Origin of the sequence: Methylobacterium thuringiense, from assembly GCF_022179645.1 — a bacterium.
In the GTDB taxonomy this organism is placed as follows: Bacteria; Pseudomonadota; Alphaproteobacteria; order Rhizobiales; family Beijerinckiaceae; genus Methylobacterium; species Methylobacterium thuringiense.
On the sequence record NZ_BPRA01000004.1, the window covers coordinates 37092 to 53665 of the forward strand.

At 68.3% G+C, this 16574-nt stretch carries 12 protein-coding genes and 1 pseudogene; 10 read left to right on the top strand and 3 right to left on the bottom strand.

The window, feature by feature from the left end; all coding sequences use genetic code 11:
• Positions 1–98: 98 nt before the first annotated feature.
• The 8 genes from dapF (at position 99) to trpB (ending at position 8422) form a co-directional block, all read left to right on the top strand.
• Positions 99–989 carry a diaminopimelate epimerase gene (gene dapF / locus MFF07_RS05000; RefSeq protein WP_147814908.1) on the top strand — a complete coding sequence of 297 codons (891 nt, stop codon included), beginning with the start codon at positions 99–101 and terminating at the stop codon, positions 987–989.
• Complete coding sequence (mtaB, locus tag MFF07_RS05005) at positions 986–2263, top strand: tRNA (N(6)-L-threonylcarbamoyladenosine(37)-C(2))-methylthiotransferase MtaB (protein ID WP_147814906.1); 1278 nt, start codon at positions 986–988, stop codon at positions 2261–2263. Before dapF ends, mtaB begins: the two co-directional genes overlap by 4 nt.
• Positions 2264–2485: 222 nt before the next feature.
• Complete coding sequence (gene rpsA / locus MFF07_RS05010) at positions 2486–4201, top strand: 30S ribosomal protein S1 (protein WP_147814904.1); 1716 nt, start codon at positions 2486–2488, stop codon at positions 4199–4201.
• 477 nt (positions 4202–4678) lie between these two features.
• Positions 4679–5650, top strand: coding sequence for a signal peptide peptidase SppA (gene sppA, locus MFF07_RS05015; protein ID WP_147814902.1), 972 nt, complete (start codon positions 4679–4681; stop codon positions 5648–5650).
• 50 nt (positions 5651–5700) lie between these two features.
• Entirely contained in the window at positions 5701–6006 is a 306-nt protein-coding gene (locus MFF07_RS05020) for an integration host factor subunit beta (RefSeq protein WP_147814900.1), read from the top strand.
• Between the two features lie 37 nt (positions 6007–6043).
• Positions 6044–6397 (top strand): lipopolysaccharide assembly protein LapA domain-containing protein, encoded by a 354-nt coding sequence (locus MFF07_RS05025; RefSeq protein ID WP_238230856.1) that lies wholly within the window; start codon positions 6044–6046, stop codon positions 6395–6397.
• A gap of 26 nt (positions 6398–6423) precedes the next feature.
• Positions 6424–7068: a phosphoribosylanthranilate isomerase gene (locus tag MFF07_RS05030; RefSeq protein ID WP_147814896.1), complete on the top strand. Its 645-nt coding sequence runs from the start codon at positions 6424–6426 to the stop codon at positions 7066–7068.
• Positions 7069–7180: 112 nt separating this feature from the next.
• Complete coding sequence (gene trpB, locus MFF07_RS05035) at positions 7181–8422, top strand: tryptophan synthase subunit beta (RefSeq protein WP_147814894.1); 1242 nt, start codon at positions 7181–7183, stop codon at positions 8420–8422.
• A 6-nt stretch (positions 8423–8428) separates the two neighbouring features.
• Here trpB and MFF07_RS05040 read toward each other — a convergent pair.
• Positions 8429–8852, bottom strand: a pseudogene (locus MFF07_RS05040) (cupin domain-containing protein).
• Positions 8853–9035: 183 nt separating this feature from the next.
• Here MFF07_RS05040 and MFF07_RS05045 point away from each other — a divergent pair.
• Positions 9036–11090, top strand: a complete 2055-nt coding sequence (locus MFF07_RS05045; protein WP_238230859.1) for a methyl-accepting chemotaxis protein — start codon at positions 9036–9038, stop codon at positions 11088–11090.
• 57 nt (positions 11091–11147) lie between these two features.
• On the opposite strand, the gene MFF07_RS05050 is transcribed toward MFF07_RS05045, so the two are convergent.
• On the bottom strand, positions 11148–12353 hold the full coding sequence (locus tag MFF07_RS05050) for an efflux RND transporter periplasmic adaptor subunit (RefSeq protein ID WP_238230861.1): 1206 nt from the start codon (positions 12351–12353) through the stop codon (positions 11148–11150).
• Positions 12354–12472: 119 nt separating this feature from the next.
• Here MFF07_RS05050 and MFF07_RS05055 point away from each other — a divergent pair, with 119 nt between their 5' ends.
• Complete coding sequence (locus MFF07_RS05055; RefSeq protein WP_147814887.1) at positions 12473–15625, top strand: efflux RND transporter permease subunit; 3153 nt, start codon at positions 12473–12475, stop codon at positions 15623–15625.
• Between the two features lie 21 nt (positions 15626–15646).
• On the opposite strand, the gene MFF07_RS05060 is transcribed toward MFF07_RS05055, so the two are convergent.
• On the bottom strand, positions 15647–16462 hold the full coding sequence (locus MFF07_RS05060; protein WP_147814885.1) for a Crp/Fnr family transcriptional regulator: 816 nt from the start codon (positions 16460–16462) through the stop codon (positions 15647–15649).
• Between the last annotated feature and the right edge of the window lie 112 nt (positions 16463–16574).

Genomic DNA, 16574 nt, shown 5'->3' on the forward strand with positions numbered 1-16574 from the left:
CGGCCCTCGCGTCGGGCGGCGTGGTTTGCCATATACGCGGGCCATCCCCGAACCGTCGCCCGAGCACCCGTCACCGCAGCGATCGCCCACACACCCGCATGACCGCACTCGCCAATCACCGCTTCCTGAAGATGCACGGCGCCGGCAACGCCATCGTCGTGCTCGACCTGCGCAGCTCGCGTCATATCGTGAGCGGCCGGGAGGCGAAGGCCATCGCCGAAGATCCGCGCTCGCATTTCGACCAGTTGATGGTGCTCCACGACGCCGTCACGCCCGGCACCGACGCCTATCTCAGGATCTACAACACCGACGGCTCCCGCGCCGGCGCCTGCGGCAACGGCACCCGCTGCGTCGCCTTCGCCATGCTCGACGACCCCGCCATGGCGCGTCCGGTCGAGTGCGGGTCTCTGACGCTGGAGACCGAGGCGGGGCTCGTCGGCGTGAAGCGGGTCGCCGACCGCAGCTTCACCGTCGACATGGGCAAGCCGCGTCTCAAGTGGGACGAGATTCCGCTCCGCGATCCTTTCCCCGACACGCGCCGGATCGAATTGCAGATCGGCCCGATCGACGATCCGATCCTGCACTCGCCGGGTGCGGTCAGCATGGGCAACCCACACGCGATCTTCTTCGTCGACCGCGATCCCGAGGCATACGACCTCGAACAGATCGGGCCGATGCTCGAAGGTCATCCGATCTTCCCGGAGCGCGCCAACATCTCGATCGCCCAGGTCGTCGCCCGCGACATCATCAAGCTGCGCGTCTGGGAGCGGGGTGCAGGCCTGACGCTCGCCTGCGGCACGGCCGCCTGCGCGACGGTGGTCGCGGCCTCGCGGCTGCGCATGATCGGCCGGCAGGCCACCGTGAGCCTGCCCGGCGGCCAGCTCTCCGTCGAATGGCGGGCCGACGACCACGTCCTGATGACCGGCCCGGTCTTCCTCGAAGGGGAGGGCACCTTCGCGCCGGAGATCTTTTCCGGGCTCGCCCCTTGAGCGTCGAGACGCTCACCTTCGGCTGCCGGCTCAACACCGTCGAGTCCGAGGTGATGCGCAGCCATGCGCTCGGGTCGTCTGCCGACCGCGATCTCGTCCTCGTCAACACCTGTGCAGTGACGGCAGAAGCCGGCCGGCAGGCGCGCAAGGCGATCCGAAAGCTCGCGCGGGAGCGGCCCGACGCCGAGATCGTCGTCACCGGCTGCGGCGCGGAGATCGAGACGCAAGCCTATGCCGGCATGCGGGAGGTCGCCCGCCTCGTGGGCAACGCCTCCAAGACCAAGCCCGAGACCTGGGCGACGCCCGCCGCGAACGATCCCGGCATCGGCGCGGTCATGCAGGCCCGCGAAACGGATGCGACGCGGATCACTGGCATGGCCGGACACACCCGGTCCTTCGTGCCGGTGCAGAACGGCTGCGACCACCGCTGCACCTTCTGCGTGATCCCGTTCGGACGCGGAAACTCGCGCTCGGTTCCCCTCGACGACGCCGTGGCCCAGGTTCGCCGCATCGTCGCCCATGGCGGCCGCGAGGTGGTGCTGACCGGCGTCGATCTCACCGCCTACGGCCGCGACCTCGACGGGAACCCCACCCTCGGCCGCCTCGTGAAGGCGATCCTGTCCGCGGTGCCGGAGCTCGCCCGCCTGCGGATCTCCTCGATCGACTCGGTCGAGGCGGATGACGACCTGCTCGACGCCTTCGCGAGGGAGGCGCGGCTGATGCCGCATCTCCACCTCTCGCTGCAGGCCGGCGACGACCTGATCCTCAAGCGGATGAAGCGCCGGCATACCCGCGCCGACGCGATCCGCTTCTGCGAGGAGGTACGCCGCCTGCGTCCCGAGACGGTGTTCGGCGCCGACCTGATCGCGGGATTTCCGACCGAGACCGAGGCGCAGTTCGCCCGCTCCCTCGACCTCGTCGCGGAATGCGGCCTGACGCATCTCCACGTCTTCCCGTACTCGCCCCGCCCCGGCACGCCGGCCGAACGAATGCCGCAGGTCGCGGGCGACGTGGTGCGCGAACGGGCTGCGCGACTGCGCGAGGCCGGTGCCTCGGCCTTGATCCACCATCTCGACGGCGAGGTCGGGCAGACCCGGTGCATCCTGGTGGAGCGAGGCGGCATCGGACGCACCGAGACGTTCACGGCCGTGCGGCTCGACGACGACCTCGGGACGCGTCTGTCCCCGGGCGATCTCGCCGACGTCGCGATCGGCGGGCATGACGGGCGACGACTCACCGCTGCGCGTGTTGCGAAAAACCCGCTCGTCGGGTAATGACTCGCCCGATTCTCCCATCGGATTCGTAGGTTGCGGATTGCACCGCCTCCTGTCCGCCGGGAGGTCGGCCCTCGACCATCGCTTATCGAGCATGCGTCGGCCCCTTCTTGATCGGGGGGTGAGCCCGGACCGTTTCGGTTCCCGGGCGGCGAGGAAGAGGGTCTTCCGCAACACGAGCCGCCGACGCCGGCCTCCGCGAGAGGCCATTCAGGAGAGAGAATGTCTGCAGGTCTGAACGCGCGCGACACCGCGCCGAGCCGTGACGATTTCGCCGCGCTGCTCGAAGAGTCCTTCCTCGAACACGAGATCACCGAGGGTTCGGTCGTCAAGGGTACCGTCGTCGGCATCGAGAAGGATGTCGCGGTCATCGACATCGGCGCCAAGACGGAAGGCCGTGTCGCCCTCAAGGAATTCCACGGCCCCGGCCGTGAAGGCGACCTCAAGGTCGGCGACGTCGTCGAAGTCTATGTCGACCGCATCGAGAATGCGCTGGGCGAAGCCGTCATCTCGCGCGACAAGGCCCGCCGCGAAGAGAGCTGGGTCAAGCTGGAGAAGTCGTTCGAGAACAACGACCGCGTCACCGGCACGATCTTCAACCAGGTCAAGGGCGGTTACACCGTCGACCTCGACGGCGCCGTGGCGTTCCTGCCGCGCTCCCAGGTCGACATCCGCCCCGTGCGCGACGTGACCCCGCTGCTCGGCACGCCGCAGCCCTTCCAGATCCTCAAGATGGATCGCCGCCGCGGCAACATCGTCGTGTCGCGCCGCACCGTCCTCGAAGAGAGCCGCGCCGAGCAGCGCTCCGAGCTCGTGGCCAACCTCGAAGAGGGTCAGGTCATCGACGGCGTCGTCAAGAACATCACCGAGTACGGCGCCTTCGTCGACCTCGGCGGCATCGACGGCCTGCTGCACGTCACCGACATGGCCTGGCGCCGCGTCAACCACCCGTCCGAGGTCGTGGCGATCGGCGCCACGGTCAAGGTCAAGATCATCAAGATCAACCACGAGACCCACCGCATCTCGCTCGGCATCAAGCAGCTGCTCGCCGATCCGTGGGAGGGCATCGCCCAGCGCTACCCGGTCGAGGCCAAGCTCAAGGGCCGCGTGACCAACATCACCGATTACGGCGCCTTCGTGGAGCTGGAGCCGGGGATCGAGGGCCTGATCCACGTCTCCGAGATGAGCTGGACCAAGAAGAACGTCCACCCCGGCAAGATCGTCTCCACCTCTCAGGAAGTGGAAGTGCAGATCCTCGAGGTCGATCCGGTCAAGCGCCGCATCTCGCTCGGCCTCAAGCAGACCCTGCAGAACCCGTGGGAGGCCTTCAACGAGAAGCATCCCGTCGGGTCCGAGGTCGAGGGCGAGGTCAAGAACAAGACCGAGTTCGGTCTCTTCATCGGCCTCGAGGGCGACGTCGACGGCATGGTCCACCTCTCGGACCTCGATTGGCAGCGCCCCGGCGAGCAGGTCATCGAGGAGTTCAAGAAGGGCGACATGGTCAAGGCGCAGGTTCTCGACGTCGACGTCGAGAAGGAGCGCATCTCGCTCGGCATCAAGCAGGTCGGCGGCGATCCCTTCGCCGAGGCCGGTGACCTCAAGAAGGGTCAGATCGTGACCTGCGAAGTGACCGAGGTGAAGGATTCGGGCCTGGAGGCGAAGATCGTCGACAGCGACATGACCACCTTCGTCCGCCGCGCCGAACTCGCCCGCGATCGCGGCGACCAGCGCCCCGAGCGTTTCGCCGCCGGCGAGAAGTTCGATGCCCGCGTCGTGCAGTTCGACCGCAAGGCACGCCGCGTCCAGGTCTCCATCAAGGCGCTCGAAGTCGCCGAGGAGAAGGAGGCGATGGCCCAGTTCGGTTCGACCGATTCCGGTGCCTCGCTCGGCGAGATCCTCGGCGCGGCCTTCAACAAGAAGAAGGGCGACGACGAGTAAGTTCGTCCGAGCTCTGATCGCCCCGGGATCGGTTCGCCGATCCCGGGGCTTTTTTGTTTCTGGACCCTGTTGGGCTTGCATGCCGAGGATCTCGAAACAGCCGTCACCCGCGTTCGGCGCCGAGCCGAACGGCCGATCTGAATGTCGCTACGGTTGTTGCGCGCGTCCGGCAGGACAACCGCGAGTGTATCGTTCCTGAACGGCTCTTGCTCGCGCGCCGCCGCCGGGGCTAAAACACCCGCCGGTGTTGGGCGAAACGCCGCGAGCCCATGCCGGTCAAGGACTTGACCCTCGCGGCAGCTCGGATCGCCCTACCGGAAAGACTGAGTGCAAACCGCGGCTCCGCATGGGATGCTGCGGTAAGCGAGTCGAAAATTGACCGGCCCCGAAGCCGCCTGATCCGTCGTTTCGACGGCACCGGGGCGCGGGGCGCGCACCGGCCGGCACAGGCCGGAAGGCGAAGGAGTGAGCCGTCGCATGGCCGCAGACGCCGAAGTTCTGATCGATCGTCGGCGCTTGCGCCGCAAACTCACCCTATGGCGGGTGCTCGGCATCGGCGGACTGATCGTGGCGGTGGGAGCCGTCGGCTATCGCGCCCGGGTCGGCACGGAGGTCTTCGGTTTCTCGGCGGCGCCGAGCCAGATCGCGCGGATTTCCATCGGCGGCTTCATCGCCGGCAGTGAATCCACCACCAAGCTGATCAAGAGCGTCGGCGAATCCGCCGCCGTGAAGGGCGTGGTCGTCTCGATCTCCTCGCCGGGCGGCACGACGACCGGCTCAGAGGAACTCTACCGCAACCTCCGCGCACTCGCCGAGAAGAAGCCGATCGTGGCCTTCGTCGACGGCACCGCCGCGTCGGGCGCCTACATCACGGCCATCGCGGCCGACCACATCGTCGCGCGCGAGACCGCGCTCGTCGGCTCGATCGGCGTGCTGTTCCAGTACCCGGAAGTGTCGGGGCTGCTCGACAAGGTCGGCGTCAAGATGGAGTCGATCAAGTCCTCGCCGCTCAAGGCCGAGCCGTCGGGTTTCACCCCGACCTCGCCCGAGGCCCGCGCCGCCCTCGCCTCTGTCGTCTCCGACACCTACGGCTGGTTCAAGGGGCTCGTCGCCGAGCGCCGGCACATGAACGACGAGGAACTCGCCAAGGTCACCGACGGCCGGGTCTTCTCCGGCCGGCAGAGCATTCCGCTCAAGCTCGTGGACGAGCTCGGCGCCGAGCGTCAGGCGGTGGCGTGGCTCGAGGCGAACAGGGGGGTCGCCAAGGACCTCCCCGTGAAGGACTGGAAGCCGAAATCCGGCAGCGGCTTCACCCTGTGGTCGGCTTTGGGCTCCAGCGCGTCCCTGATCGGCCTCGACGAGCTCGCAGCGCGGCTTCGCGCCGTCGGCACGGAGGCGGAAGGCTATGCCGGCGGAGGCCTCCTCGTGCTCTGGCGCCCGGCGCCCTGATCGCGACGAGCCGCGCCTCCCGCCCATACCGGACCTCGGAAGACGGACGCATGATCAAATCGGAACTCGTGCTCAAGATTGCCGAGCAGAACCCCCATCTCTACCAGCGCGACGTCGAGACCCTGGTCAACGCGATCCTCGACACCATCGCCGACGCCCTCGCCCGCGGCGACCGGGTCGAGCTGCGCGGCTTCGGCGCCTTCTCGGTGAAGCGTCGTGAAGCGCGGCGCGGACGCAACCCGCGCACGGGCGAAGCCGTTGCCGTGTCCGAGAAGGCGATCCCCGTGTTCAAGACGGGCAAGGAGATGCGCCTTCGCCTCAACAAGGCGGGGATCGGCGCGGAAGCGGTCGGTTAATCCTGAGCCGTCCCGAAAAGCCCGCCGGAGACCCGAGATGATCCGCTTCCTCAAGGCCCTGATCCTGCTGCCCGTTGCGCTCGTCGTGCTGCTCCTGGCCGTGGCCAACAGGAACGCCGTGACGCTGTCCTTCGACCCGTTCTCGCCCGAGCCGGCGTTCAGCATCGTGCTGCCGCTCTACGCCATCGTCTTCGCGGCCGTGGCTGTCGGCATCCTGGTCGGCGGCATCGGTGCCTGGCTCGGACAGGGCAAGACCCGCGCGAGCGCCCGCCACCATCGCCGCGAGCGCGAGAAGCTGGAGCGCGAGACCGCTCAGATCCGCACGTTCGGTCCCGACGCCGGCAGCCCCGCCTATGGCGGCGGCCGTGCGGCCCTGCCGGCGCCGCGCTGATCGCGCCGGAGGTTCGAACCCGGCCGTTGCCCCCCATACAGGTCAAGATCTGCGGTCTCAGCACCGAGCCGACGCTCGATGCCGCCCTCGATGCGGGCGCCGACCTCGTCGGCTTCGTGCATTTTTCGAGGAGCCCGCGCCATGTCGCCCTCGACCATGGGGCAGTGCTGTCGCGACGCGCGAAGGGCAGGGCAGGGCGCGTCGTGTTGTTGGTCGATCCCGACGATACCCTCGTCGCCGCTGCGGTCGCGTCCCTGGATCCGGACCTGATCCAACTGCACGGGCACGAAAGCCCTGCGCGCGTCGCAGCGATCCGCGCGCGGACCGGGCTCCCGGTGATGAAGGCACTCGGCGTGGCCACACGCGCTGATCTCGCGACGATCGCCGAATATTCGCACGCCGCCGACCGCATCCTCTTAGACGCCAAACCGCCGAAAGACGCCGCACTGCCCGGCGGTAATGGTCTCGCGTTCGACTGGAGTCTTCTGTGCGGAGCGGACTTGCCGGCAGGCACCATGCTGTCGGGCGGCCTCACGCCGGAAACGGTGGCGGAAGCGCTGCGGCGCACGGGACTGACGGCGGTCGACGTGTCGTCCGGGGTTGAGACGGTCCCCGGAGTAAAGGACATCGACAGGATCGCGGCGTTCGTTGCGGCAGCCCGCCAAGTCTAACCTGAGCAATGGCGGGGTCGATACCGCCTCGTACGGCCGCATTGCAGGCCGCCGTCGACAGGTCTACGCAGGCGCAACATCCACGAAAATCCCTTCGCGAAGGACATCGTCCGTGACCATCGCTCCCGAGCCCAATTCCTTCCGCACCGGTCCGGACGAGCGCGGCCGCTTCGGCATTTTCGGCGGGCGCTTCGTCGCCGAGACGCTGATGCCGCTGATCCTGGAGTTGGAGAAGGCCTACGAGGCCGCCAAGGACGATCCGGGCTTCAAGGCGGACATGGAGTCCTTCGGTACCCACTATATCGGCCGGCCGAGCCCGCTCTATTACGCCGAGCGGCTGACCGAGCACCTGCGCGCGACGGCTCCGGCGGGCAACGGCGCGAAGGTCTACTTCAAGCGCGAGGAGCTGAACCACACCGGCTCGCACAAGGTGAACAACGTCCTCGGGCAGATCCTGCTCGCACGCCGCATGGGCAAGCCGCGGGTCATCGCCGAGACGGGCGCCGGCCAGCACGGCGTCGCCACCGCCACGCTCTGCGCCCGCTTCGGCCTGAAATGCGTCGTCTACATGGGCGCCGTCGATGTCGAGCGGCAGGCGCCGAACGTCTTCCGCATGAAGATGCTCGGCGCCGAGGTGATTCCGGTTCAATCCGGTACCCGGACGCTCAAGGACGCGATGAACGAGGCCCTGCGCGACTGGGTCACGAACGTCGCCGACACGTTCTACTGCATCGGCACGGTGGCGGGGCCGCATCCCTATCCGGCCATGGTGCGGGACTTCCAGTCGGTCATCGGCCGCGAGACGAGGGAACAGATGCTGGCCCTCGAAGGCCGGCTGCCGAACTCGCTGATCGCCTGCATCGGCGGCGGCTCGAACGCCATGGGCTTGTTCCATCCCTTCCTCGACGACCGCGACGTCGAGATCTTCGGGGTCGAAGCGGCCGGGCACGGCATTTCGAGCGGCCTGCACGCCGCCTCGCTCTCGGGCGGGAAGCCGGGCGTGCTGCACGGCAACCGCACCTACCTGCTGATGAACGAGGACGGCCAGATCGCCGACGCGCACTCGATCTCGGCAGGCCTCGACTATCCCGGCATCGGCCCGGAGCACGCCTTCCTGCACGAGGCCGGCCGCGTCACCTATCTCTCGGCGACGGACGGCGAGACGCTGGAGGCGTTCAAGCTGTGCTCCTCGCTGGAGGGCATCATCCCGGCACTGGAACCGGCGCACGCGCTCGCCCGGGTGGTCGATCTCGCCCCGCAGCGTCCGGCCGACCACCTCATGGTGCTCAACCTCTCCGGCCGCGGCGACAAAGACATCCCCCAGGTCTCCGAGATCTTTTCGAAGATGCAGTAGGTTGCCTCAGGAAGACGCGTTCCGCGCCATGAAGGTCGCGGGGCTCTCGTCCTCCGGGTTGGCGAAGACGATGTCGGCGGGATCGCGCCGCGGCGTGTCCACCGTCAGGAACACCAGCGGCTCGGCCAGAATCTGCGGGAGGGCGTGCACGGTGCCCTTCTCGAAGAACAGCAGTTCGCCCGGGCCGAACTCGGCTTCGGTGCCGGCATCCCCCATCCAGAACGTGCCGCGCCCGGCCACGACGTAGAGATACTTGTCGCAGGTCGTGCGGCGGCGTCGGCCTATAGACGCGAAAGACGCGCGCGCTCGCCGCCGCGCGGTCGGTCAGAGAGGTGTCGACGAGAAGCGTCGAAGCCGTTTCGGGCAGAGACGCCGCGATGGCCGCGACATCGAAGCGGCCGGTCGATCCGGTCGGCGCATTGTCGGTCATCTCGCCCCCTGCAGGAATGGACACGGCTGGCTCTTCGCTTCGGAGCGGAGGACGCGCAGGTCCAGCCCGTGTTCGCAGCCGGTGTCGCCCCCCTCCTCGTCAGGCGTCCGGCCCACACGGCAGCGAAGTATTTACCGTCGATGTTCAACGTTCGAGCGAGTTCCGACAGTTCAGGTTGATCGCATGTCCGGCGGTTTCGTCTCGTCCCTTCGCGGCCGCATCGTCGCCGTCGCGTTGATTCCCTGCCTGGCCTTCGCGGTCGTCGCGATGCTGGCGGTGTTCGACCGCATGGCCCAGGGCCGCGAGATGGCCCGCCTGGAAGGGCTCGTCGCCCTGTCCGGCAAGATCAGCCTCTTCGTGCACGAAGCGCAGAAGGAACGCGGCGCATCGAGCCTGTTCCTCGGCGCGAAGGGCGCGCAGTTCGGGAGCGAACTCACGGCGCAGCGCCAGTCCCTCGACGGTACGCGCGGGCCGCTCTTGAGCGGTCTCGACAGCATAGAGATCGACGGCCTCGGAGACGGCTTCGTCCGCAAGGTCGCGAACCTGCGCTCCAGCCTCGCCACGATCGACGCGCATCGCAGGGCGGTGGACACCGTCTCGCTGACGCCGCCGCAGGGGACGGCAGGCTACACGGGCATCATCGCCGAGGCCCTCGACGTCGTGCGGGACGTCTCGCGAGTCGCGTCCGATCCCGCGATCGGCGCGCGCATTTCGGCCTATTCCGCCTTCCTCTCGCTCAAGGAATTCGCCGGCCAGGAGCGGGCCGCGGCCTCCGGCATCTTCGCCTCGGGCAACCTCGATCTGGCCGGGCTCAAGCGCCTGAGCGGGCTCGCCTCCAGCCAGGCGACCTTCGAGGGCCTGTTCCGCGCCGGCAGCCCGGCCGAACACGGTGCGGCCCTCGACGCCGCCAACGCCTCGGAGCCGGCCCGCGAGGTCGCCCGCATCCGCGGCATCGCCCTCGACACGATCCCCGGCCAGCCGCTGCTCTTCACCGATGCCAAGGGCTGGTTCAAGCTCGCGACGCAGCGCATCGACAGCCTCAAGACGATCGAGGACCAGCTGACCGCCGACATCGCCACGGAGGCCGCGGCCGTGCGTGGCAAGGCCGAGGCCGCCATCCGGATGTGGGCCGGGGCGGGCTTTGCCACCTTCGCGCTCTCGGTGATGGTCGCCTTCGGCCTCGGTTCGGCCATCGCCGGACCGCTCACCCGACTGGCCGAGACGCTGACGGCCATCGGCCAGGGCCGGACCGACATGAAGATCGCCGCGAAGGGGCCGAGCGAGGTGCGCGCCATCGCCGCCGCTGCCGCCAACTTCCGCGACAGCGTGAGGGAACGCCGTCTGGCCGGCGAGGCGCAGGAGCGGATGAGCGACGAGCAGGCCGCCCGCCAGCGGGAGGCGATGATGGGCATCGCCGACGGATTCGAGGCCAGGGTCGGCGGAATCGTCGAGGCCGTTTCGGCGGCCTCTCATCAACTCGAAGCCGCGGCTCGCGCCATGAGCGCCACAGCCGGCGAAACCTCGAGCCGCAGCACGGCGGTGGCACAGGTTTCCGAACAGGCCGCCCGCTCCTCCGACACCGTCGCGGCGGCGACCGAAGAGCTGTCGGCTTCGATCCGCGAGATCGCCATGCAGGTGACCGCATCCGCGGACGCCGCCAGCACCGCCGAGCACGACGCCACCCGCATGACGGAAGAGGTCGAGCGCCTCGCCACTGCGGCCGGCAGCATCGGCAGCATCGTCGGGTTGATCTCGGAGATCGCCGGGCAGACGAACCTGCTCGCGCTCAACGCGACGATCGAGGCGGCGCGCGCGGGCGAGGCGGGACGCGGCTTCTCCGTGGTGGCGGCGGAGGTCAAGGACCTCGCCAGCCAGACGGCGAAGGCTACGAAGGAGATCGCGGCCCGCGTCGGCGAGATCACCACCTCGACCGAGGCCTCCGTCAGAGGAATCTCCGGCATCACGGCGACGATCCGCAACCTGTCGCGGATCTCCGCCGACATCGCCTCCGCCGTCGAGGAGCAGGGGGCGGCGACCACGGAGATCGCCCGCACGACGGCCGAAACGTCGCAGGGCAGCCGCCTCGTCTCCGAGAACATCGCCGGCGTGGCGCAGGCTGCGGATTCCGCAAGCGCCGGTTCGGCCCAGGTGCTCTCGGCGGCGAGCGATCTCGCCCTGCAGGCGCAGGCGCTGCGATCGGAGATCGGCGGGTTCCTGGCCACGGTACGGGCGGCCTGAGCTGTCCTTACCTTCGCGCCGCCGCGGCGGGGCGCGACCGGACGACGTGGATCATCGTCAATGCCGCGCTTCGCCCTGGGCCGGCTCGTCGGCGATGGCGCTTACCTCGCCGCCTGCGCGCGGGTTCACCTTCAGGTTCTGGCGCAGGCCCTGGAGGTGGTCGACAGCAACCTGAACGCCCGGCTTCAAGCCGCTGACGATGGCGGTGTTTTCGCCGTAGACGTCGCCCGTCTCGATCGGGATCATGTGCACGGTGCCGTCCTCGGCCACGGTCCAGACGACCTGCTGGTCGAGCTGTGAGGACAGGGCGAAGGTCGGCACCAGCAGGCGCTCCTGCCGCCCGACCTCGACGCGGGCGCGCACGAACTGGCCGGGCAGGTAGCGCTCGTCCTTGTTCTCGACCTTGGCCTGCACGAGGCGCCGCGCCGTGCGCGGATCGAAGCGGTTGTCGAGCTTGTAGATCGTCGCCTCACGCACCGGCTTACGGCGCTCGTCGAGAAGTTGGACCTTCACCGCGCCGCTGTGCATCGCCTGCCGCACCGCCTCGACGTCTTCGGAGGAGAGCGCCAGCTGCACGTCGATCGGATCGACCTGGACCACCGAGACGAGGTTGGTCTGGTTCTCGATGACCATGTCGCCGGTGTTCACCAGGGACAGGCTGGAGCGGCCGTCGAACGGCGCGTTGACCTCCGCGTAGTTCAGGTTGAGCTCCTGCCGGGCGATGGCCGCCTCGGCTTCCTGCAGCTTGCCCAGGGCGCCTGCGAGGTTCGACTGGTTCTGCTGGTTGCGTTGCTCGGAGGCGTAGCCCTTCTCGACGAGTTGCTCGGTCCGGCTGAGTTCGGCCTGCGCGAATTCGAGGGCCGCCTTGGCTTGGCCCTGCTGCGCCTTGGCCGTCTGCAGCGCCACCTCGAACGGGCGCGGATCGATCTTGAAGAGCAACTGACCCTTCCTGACGTGCCCGCCGGGCTCGAAGGAGCGCTCCATCACCTTGCCGGAGACGCGCGCCTGCAGTTCGGCATCGGCCGGCGAAATGATCGTGCCGGTGTACTCGAAGGCGATCGGGACCGATTGCTGGGAGGCCTGGACGACGCGGACGTCGATGCGCGGATCGTCCCTCTCGGGCTTCTCGGCCCGCTTCGTCGTGTGGAAGTGTTCGGCCAAGAAATTCGGAATCGGATGGCCGGCGGCCCACCAGACACCGCCGCCGACCCCCGCCGTCGCGATCAGCGCGCCGGCGACAACGAAACCGAGACCTGACCGCACCAGACGCTCCCGCGGGACAAGACCGAATCCGCCCCACGACGCTCCAGCCGACAGAGGAACACGCCGAGAGCGAACACGTTGCAAGCTCGATTGCGGTTCCGGGAGTTCGACGAAGACGCATGTTCGCCAAGTTCGTCGACCGTCCGATCCTGGCGGCCATGATCTCGATCATCATCATCGCCGTCGGCATCGTCGCCGGGGTGACCTTGCCGATCGCGCAGTATCCCGAGATCGCGCCGCCGGTGATCAACATTCAGGCCAGCTATCCCGGCGCCAGCGCCCAGCAGGCCTACGAGTCGATCGCGATCCCGCTGGAGCAGGAGATCAACGGCGCGCAGAGCCTGCTCTACATCAACTCGACGTCGAGCACCGACGGCAGCGTCTCGATCGATGCGACCTTCGAGGTCGGCTACGACCTCAACGGCGCCGCCGCCGACGTGCTGACCCGCGCCAAACGCGCCGAGGACAAGCTGCCGGAGGCCGTGCAGCGCCAGGGCCTGGAAATCCAGAAGAGCTCGCGCCAGCAGCTCGGCAACATCGTGCTCTATGCCGACGAGGGCTCCGGCTACGACGAGCTCTTCCTCTCGAACTGGGCAGAGACGCAGGTGATCAAGCCGCTGCGGCGTGTCACCGGCATGGGGCGCATCCAGAATTTCTCGCAGATGCGCTACGCCATGCGGCTCTGGCTCGACCCCGCCAAGATGGAGGGGCTCGGCATCGGCGTCGACCGGGTCCGGGAGGCGGTCACCGCCCAGAACGCCCAGATCACCACCGGCTCGCTCGGCAAGCCGCCGCTCGACAACCCGACGCCGTTCCAGTTGCAGATCGTCACCAAGGGCCGCCTGACCAAGCCCGAGGAGTTCGGCAACATCGTCCTCAGGGCCAATCCCGACGGTTCGGTGGTCCGTGTGTCGGATGTGGCCCGGGTCGAACTCGGCTCCGAGCAGTACGGGGTTACGTCGAGCTTCGACGGCAAGCCCTCGGCGACGCTCGGCATCTACCAGAACCCCGACGCCAATGCCGTCGAGGTGATGGACGGCGCCCGCGAGACGATGAAGGATTTGGCGAAGAGCTTCCCCCCGGGCCTGCACTACAAGATCGCGCTCGACCGCACGGAGTTCGTGAAGGAGGCGATCTACGAGGTGGTGCACACCCTCGTCGAAGCGATCCTGATCGTCATCGTGGTCACCTACCTCTTCCTGCAGAACTGGCGTGCGACGCTGATCCCCTCGATCGCGGTGCCGGTGGCGCTGATCGGCACCTTCGGGCCGATGGCGGCGCTGGGCTTCTCGTTCAATACGCTGAGCCTGCTGGGTCTGGTGCTCGCGGTCGGACTCGTCGTCGACGACGCGATCATCGTGGTCGAGAACACCGAACGCCTGATGGGCGAAGGCATGGAACCGAAGGCGGCCTCGCGCGAGGCGGTGAACGAGGTGGCCGGCCCCGTCATCGCAACGACTCTGGTGCTCGCCGCCCTGTTCGTACCGGTGGCCTTCATTCCGGGCCTGACGGGCAAGCTCTACAACCAGTTCGCCCTGACCATCGCGATCTCGGTCGGCATCTCGGGACTGGTCTCGCTGACCCTGACCCCAGCCCTCTGCGGCCTGCTCCTGCGCGCGCATGAGGGCGAAAAGCGTTCGTGGTGGCGAGCGCCGCTGCGCTGGTTCGACACGGCGTTGGAGCGCAGCGCCAACGCAGTCGCAGCGACCGCCGGACCGCTCTCGCGCCACATCGTCCTGACGCTCGCCGTGTTCGCGATCTTCGCCGGGCTGACCTTCTGGCTGTTCACCCTGCGCCCCACCGGCTTCGTACCGGACGAGGACCAAGGCTATGCCTATATCGAGGTCGCCCTGCCGAAGGGAGCGTCCGTCGCGCGCAGCGAAGCGATGGTGCAGCGGGTCGGCGGCTACCTGCGCGAGCGGGCCGACGTCGACCACACGGTCGGCGTCGGCGGACGCAGCTTCCTCGCCGATACCGTGGCCCCGTTCTACGGGTTCAACATCCCGGTGATGAAGAACTGGGGCGAGCGCACGACGACGGTCAACGACATGATCGCGGACGCGGAGAAGCGCTTCAGGAACGATCCCGACGGCGAAGTCCGCGTCGCCAACCCGTCGCCGCTGCCGGGGCTCGGCACGCGCGGCGGCCTGACCCTGGAGATCCAGGACCGCAGCGGCAATGGCGGCCTCGGCCTCGCCAAGACCGCGGGCGAGTTCATCAAGAAGATCGAGGCGCTGCCCGGCATCGCGAGCGCCGCACCGACGACCGAGTTCGGCGTGCCGCAGATCCGGCTCGACATCGACCGCGCCAAGGCCGAGCAGCTCGGTGTGCCGCTCTCGCGGCTGTTCGATGCGCTCGGGGCCTATGTCGGCTCTTCCTACATCAACCTCTTCAACCGCTTCGGCTTCGTCTACCAAGTCTATCTGCAGGCGGAGGATTCCGGCAGGCGGACCCTCTCGGACATCGAAGCGCTAACGGTGCTGAACAGCCAGAACCAGCCGGTGCGGATCGGCTCTTTGGTGCAGCCGCATTTCGCCTCCGGGCCGACGGCCGTCCTGTCCTACAACACCTATCCGGCGATCGAGGTCTCCATCGCGCTGGAGGCCACGGCGAGTTCCGGCACAGCCATCGCCGACATCGAGGCGCTGGCGGACAAGGAGCTTCCGCGCACCTTCTCGGCCGAATGGACCGAGGTCGCCTTCCAGGAGAAGATCGCTGGCGGCTACGCGCCGATCATCTTCGGCTTCGGCGTGTTCATGATCTTCTGCGTGCTGGCCGGGCAGTACGAGTCCCTGCGCCTGCCGCTGGTGATCCTGCTCGCCACGCCGCTCGCGATCTTCGGCGCGATCGGCGCGCTGGCGCTGCGCGGCATGCCGCTCGACGTGTTCGGGCAGATCGGTTTGCTGCTGCTCGTGGGGCTGGCCGCCAAGAACTCCATCCTGCTCGTCTCCTTCGCGGAAGAGCTGCGCGAGAAGGGCGAGAGCGCGCTCGCGGCGGCCCAGCACGCCACGCGCCTGCGCATGCGCCCGATCCTGATGACCTCCTTCGCCTTCATCCTCGGCTCGGTGCCGCTGGCGATCGCGAGCGGAGCTGGCGCGAACGCCCGGCTCTCGATGGGGACGGTGGTGATCGGCGGCCTTCTGGTGGCGACGATCCTGACGCTGTTCGTCACGCCGGTCTTCTACGTCGCGGCCGACCGGCTGCGGAGGGAGATGCCGGAGGAGCGGAAGCAGGGCAGTGGCGCCGGGCCTGCGCCGAGCCCCGCGCAATAGCGGGTCGGCGGGTCGCGGCTCTCAAGAATCCGCGTCTTCCACGAACGGCACGACGCGGCCTTTGCGTCCCGGCCTCGGTGTCGGGGGTGGTTCGAAAGCGATGAAGCGCCCGGTCGGTCCGTAGACTGTGCCCAGGACGGCGTCGAAGTGGCGCCGGACGGAGCCGTGGCACTCGCACGCCGCCTTCTCGATCGCGGCGCGGGCGATGACTGTGATGCGACCGCGCCCGACCTCGATCAGGCCCTGGTCCTGGAGGGTCCGCAGGATGCGGGTGAGGTAGGTGCGCTGTACCCCGAGCATCGCGGCAAGCAGCTCCTGCGTCACCGGCAGAACGTCCGAGCCGAGCCTGTCCTGCAGCGTCATCAGCCAGCGCAGGCAGCGCGACTCGATCGGGTGAAGGGCATTGCACGCCACCGATTGCAGCACCTGCGCCAGAAGGCAGTCGGCGTAGCGGCTGAACAGGTTGCGCACGGGCTCGGAGAGCCGCTTGGCCTCCTGCAGGCGGCTCGAATCGATCCGAAGGACCTGACCGCCGAGCTGCACGACGGCCTGGGTCGAAGCCGGCAATCCACCATTGCTGACGATGCCGCCCACCGCGCCCTCTCGGCCGATGGTGGCGGTCTCTGCACTGCGGCCGTCCGCCATCGCGATCAGGAGGGTCACCACCGTCCGGTCGCAGGGAAAGGTGATGTACGAGATGTCGCCGCCGGCCGCGAAGACCGTGTCGCCGCGCCCGTACTCGACGAGCTCGAGATGCGGCTCGAGCAAGGAGCGATCCGCCCTCCGAAGCGCCTTGAGCAGAAGGTTGCTTTCCAGGAGCTCGCTCGGTGCCGGCATTCGCTGTGCTATGTTCACGGTTCGTCTGCCGGACTGCGTAACGCACCGTCCTCGTCGGCGTCTGTATGGAAATATACAGTTTCGCCGATTACTCCGGGTTGCTAGATCCTTG

Excerpts from the sequence above, each read along its gene's own strand:
- dapF (WP_147814908.1), top strand. The coding sequence starts at position 99 with ATGACCGCACTCGCCAATCACCGCTTCCTGAAGATGCACGGCGCCGGC.
- rpsA (WP_147814904.1), top strand. The coding sequence starts at position 2,486 with ATGTCTGCAGGTCTGAACGCGCGCGACACCGCGCCGAGCCGTGACGAT.
- sppA (WP_147814902.1), top strand. The coding sequence starts at position 4,679 with ATGGCCGCAGACGCCGAAGTTCTGATCGATCGTCGGCGCTTGCGCCGC.
- MFF07_RS05020 (WP_147814900.1), top strand. The coding sequence starts at position 5,701 with ATGATCAAATCGGAACTCGTGCTCAAGATTGCCGAGCAGAACCCCCAT.
- MFF07_RS05025 (WP_238230856.1), top strand. The coding sequence starts at position 6,044 with ATGATCCGCTTCCTCAAGGCCCTGATCCTGCTGCCCGTTGCGCTCGTC.
- MFF07_RS05045 (WP_238230859.1), top strand. The coding sequence starts at position 9,036 with ATGTCCGGCGGTTTCGTCTCGTCCCTTCGCGGCCGCATCGTCGCCGTC.
- MFF07_RS05055 (WP_147814887.1), top strand. The coding sequence starts at position 12,473 with ATGTTCGCCAAGTTCGTCGACCGTCCGATCCTGGCGGCCATGATCTCG.
- MFF07_RS05060 (WP_147814885.1), bottom strand. The coding sequence starts at position 16,462 with ATGCCGGCACCGAGCGAGCTCCTGGAAAGCAACCTTCTGCTCAAGGCG.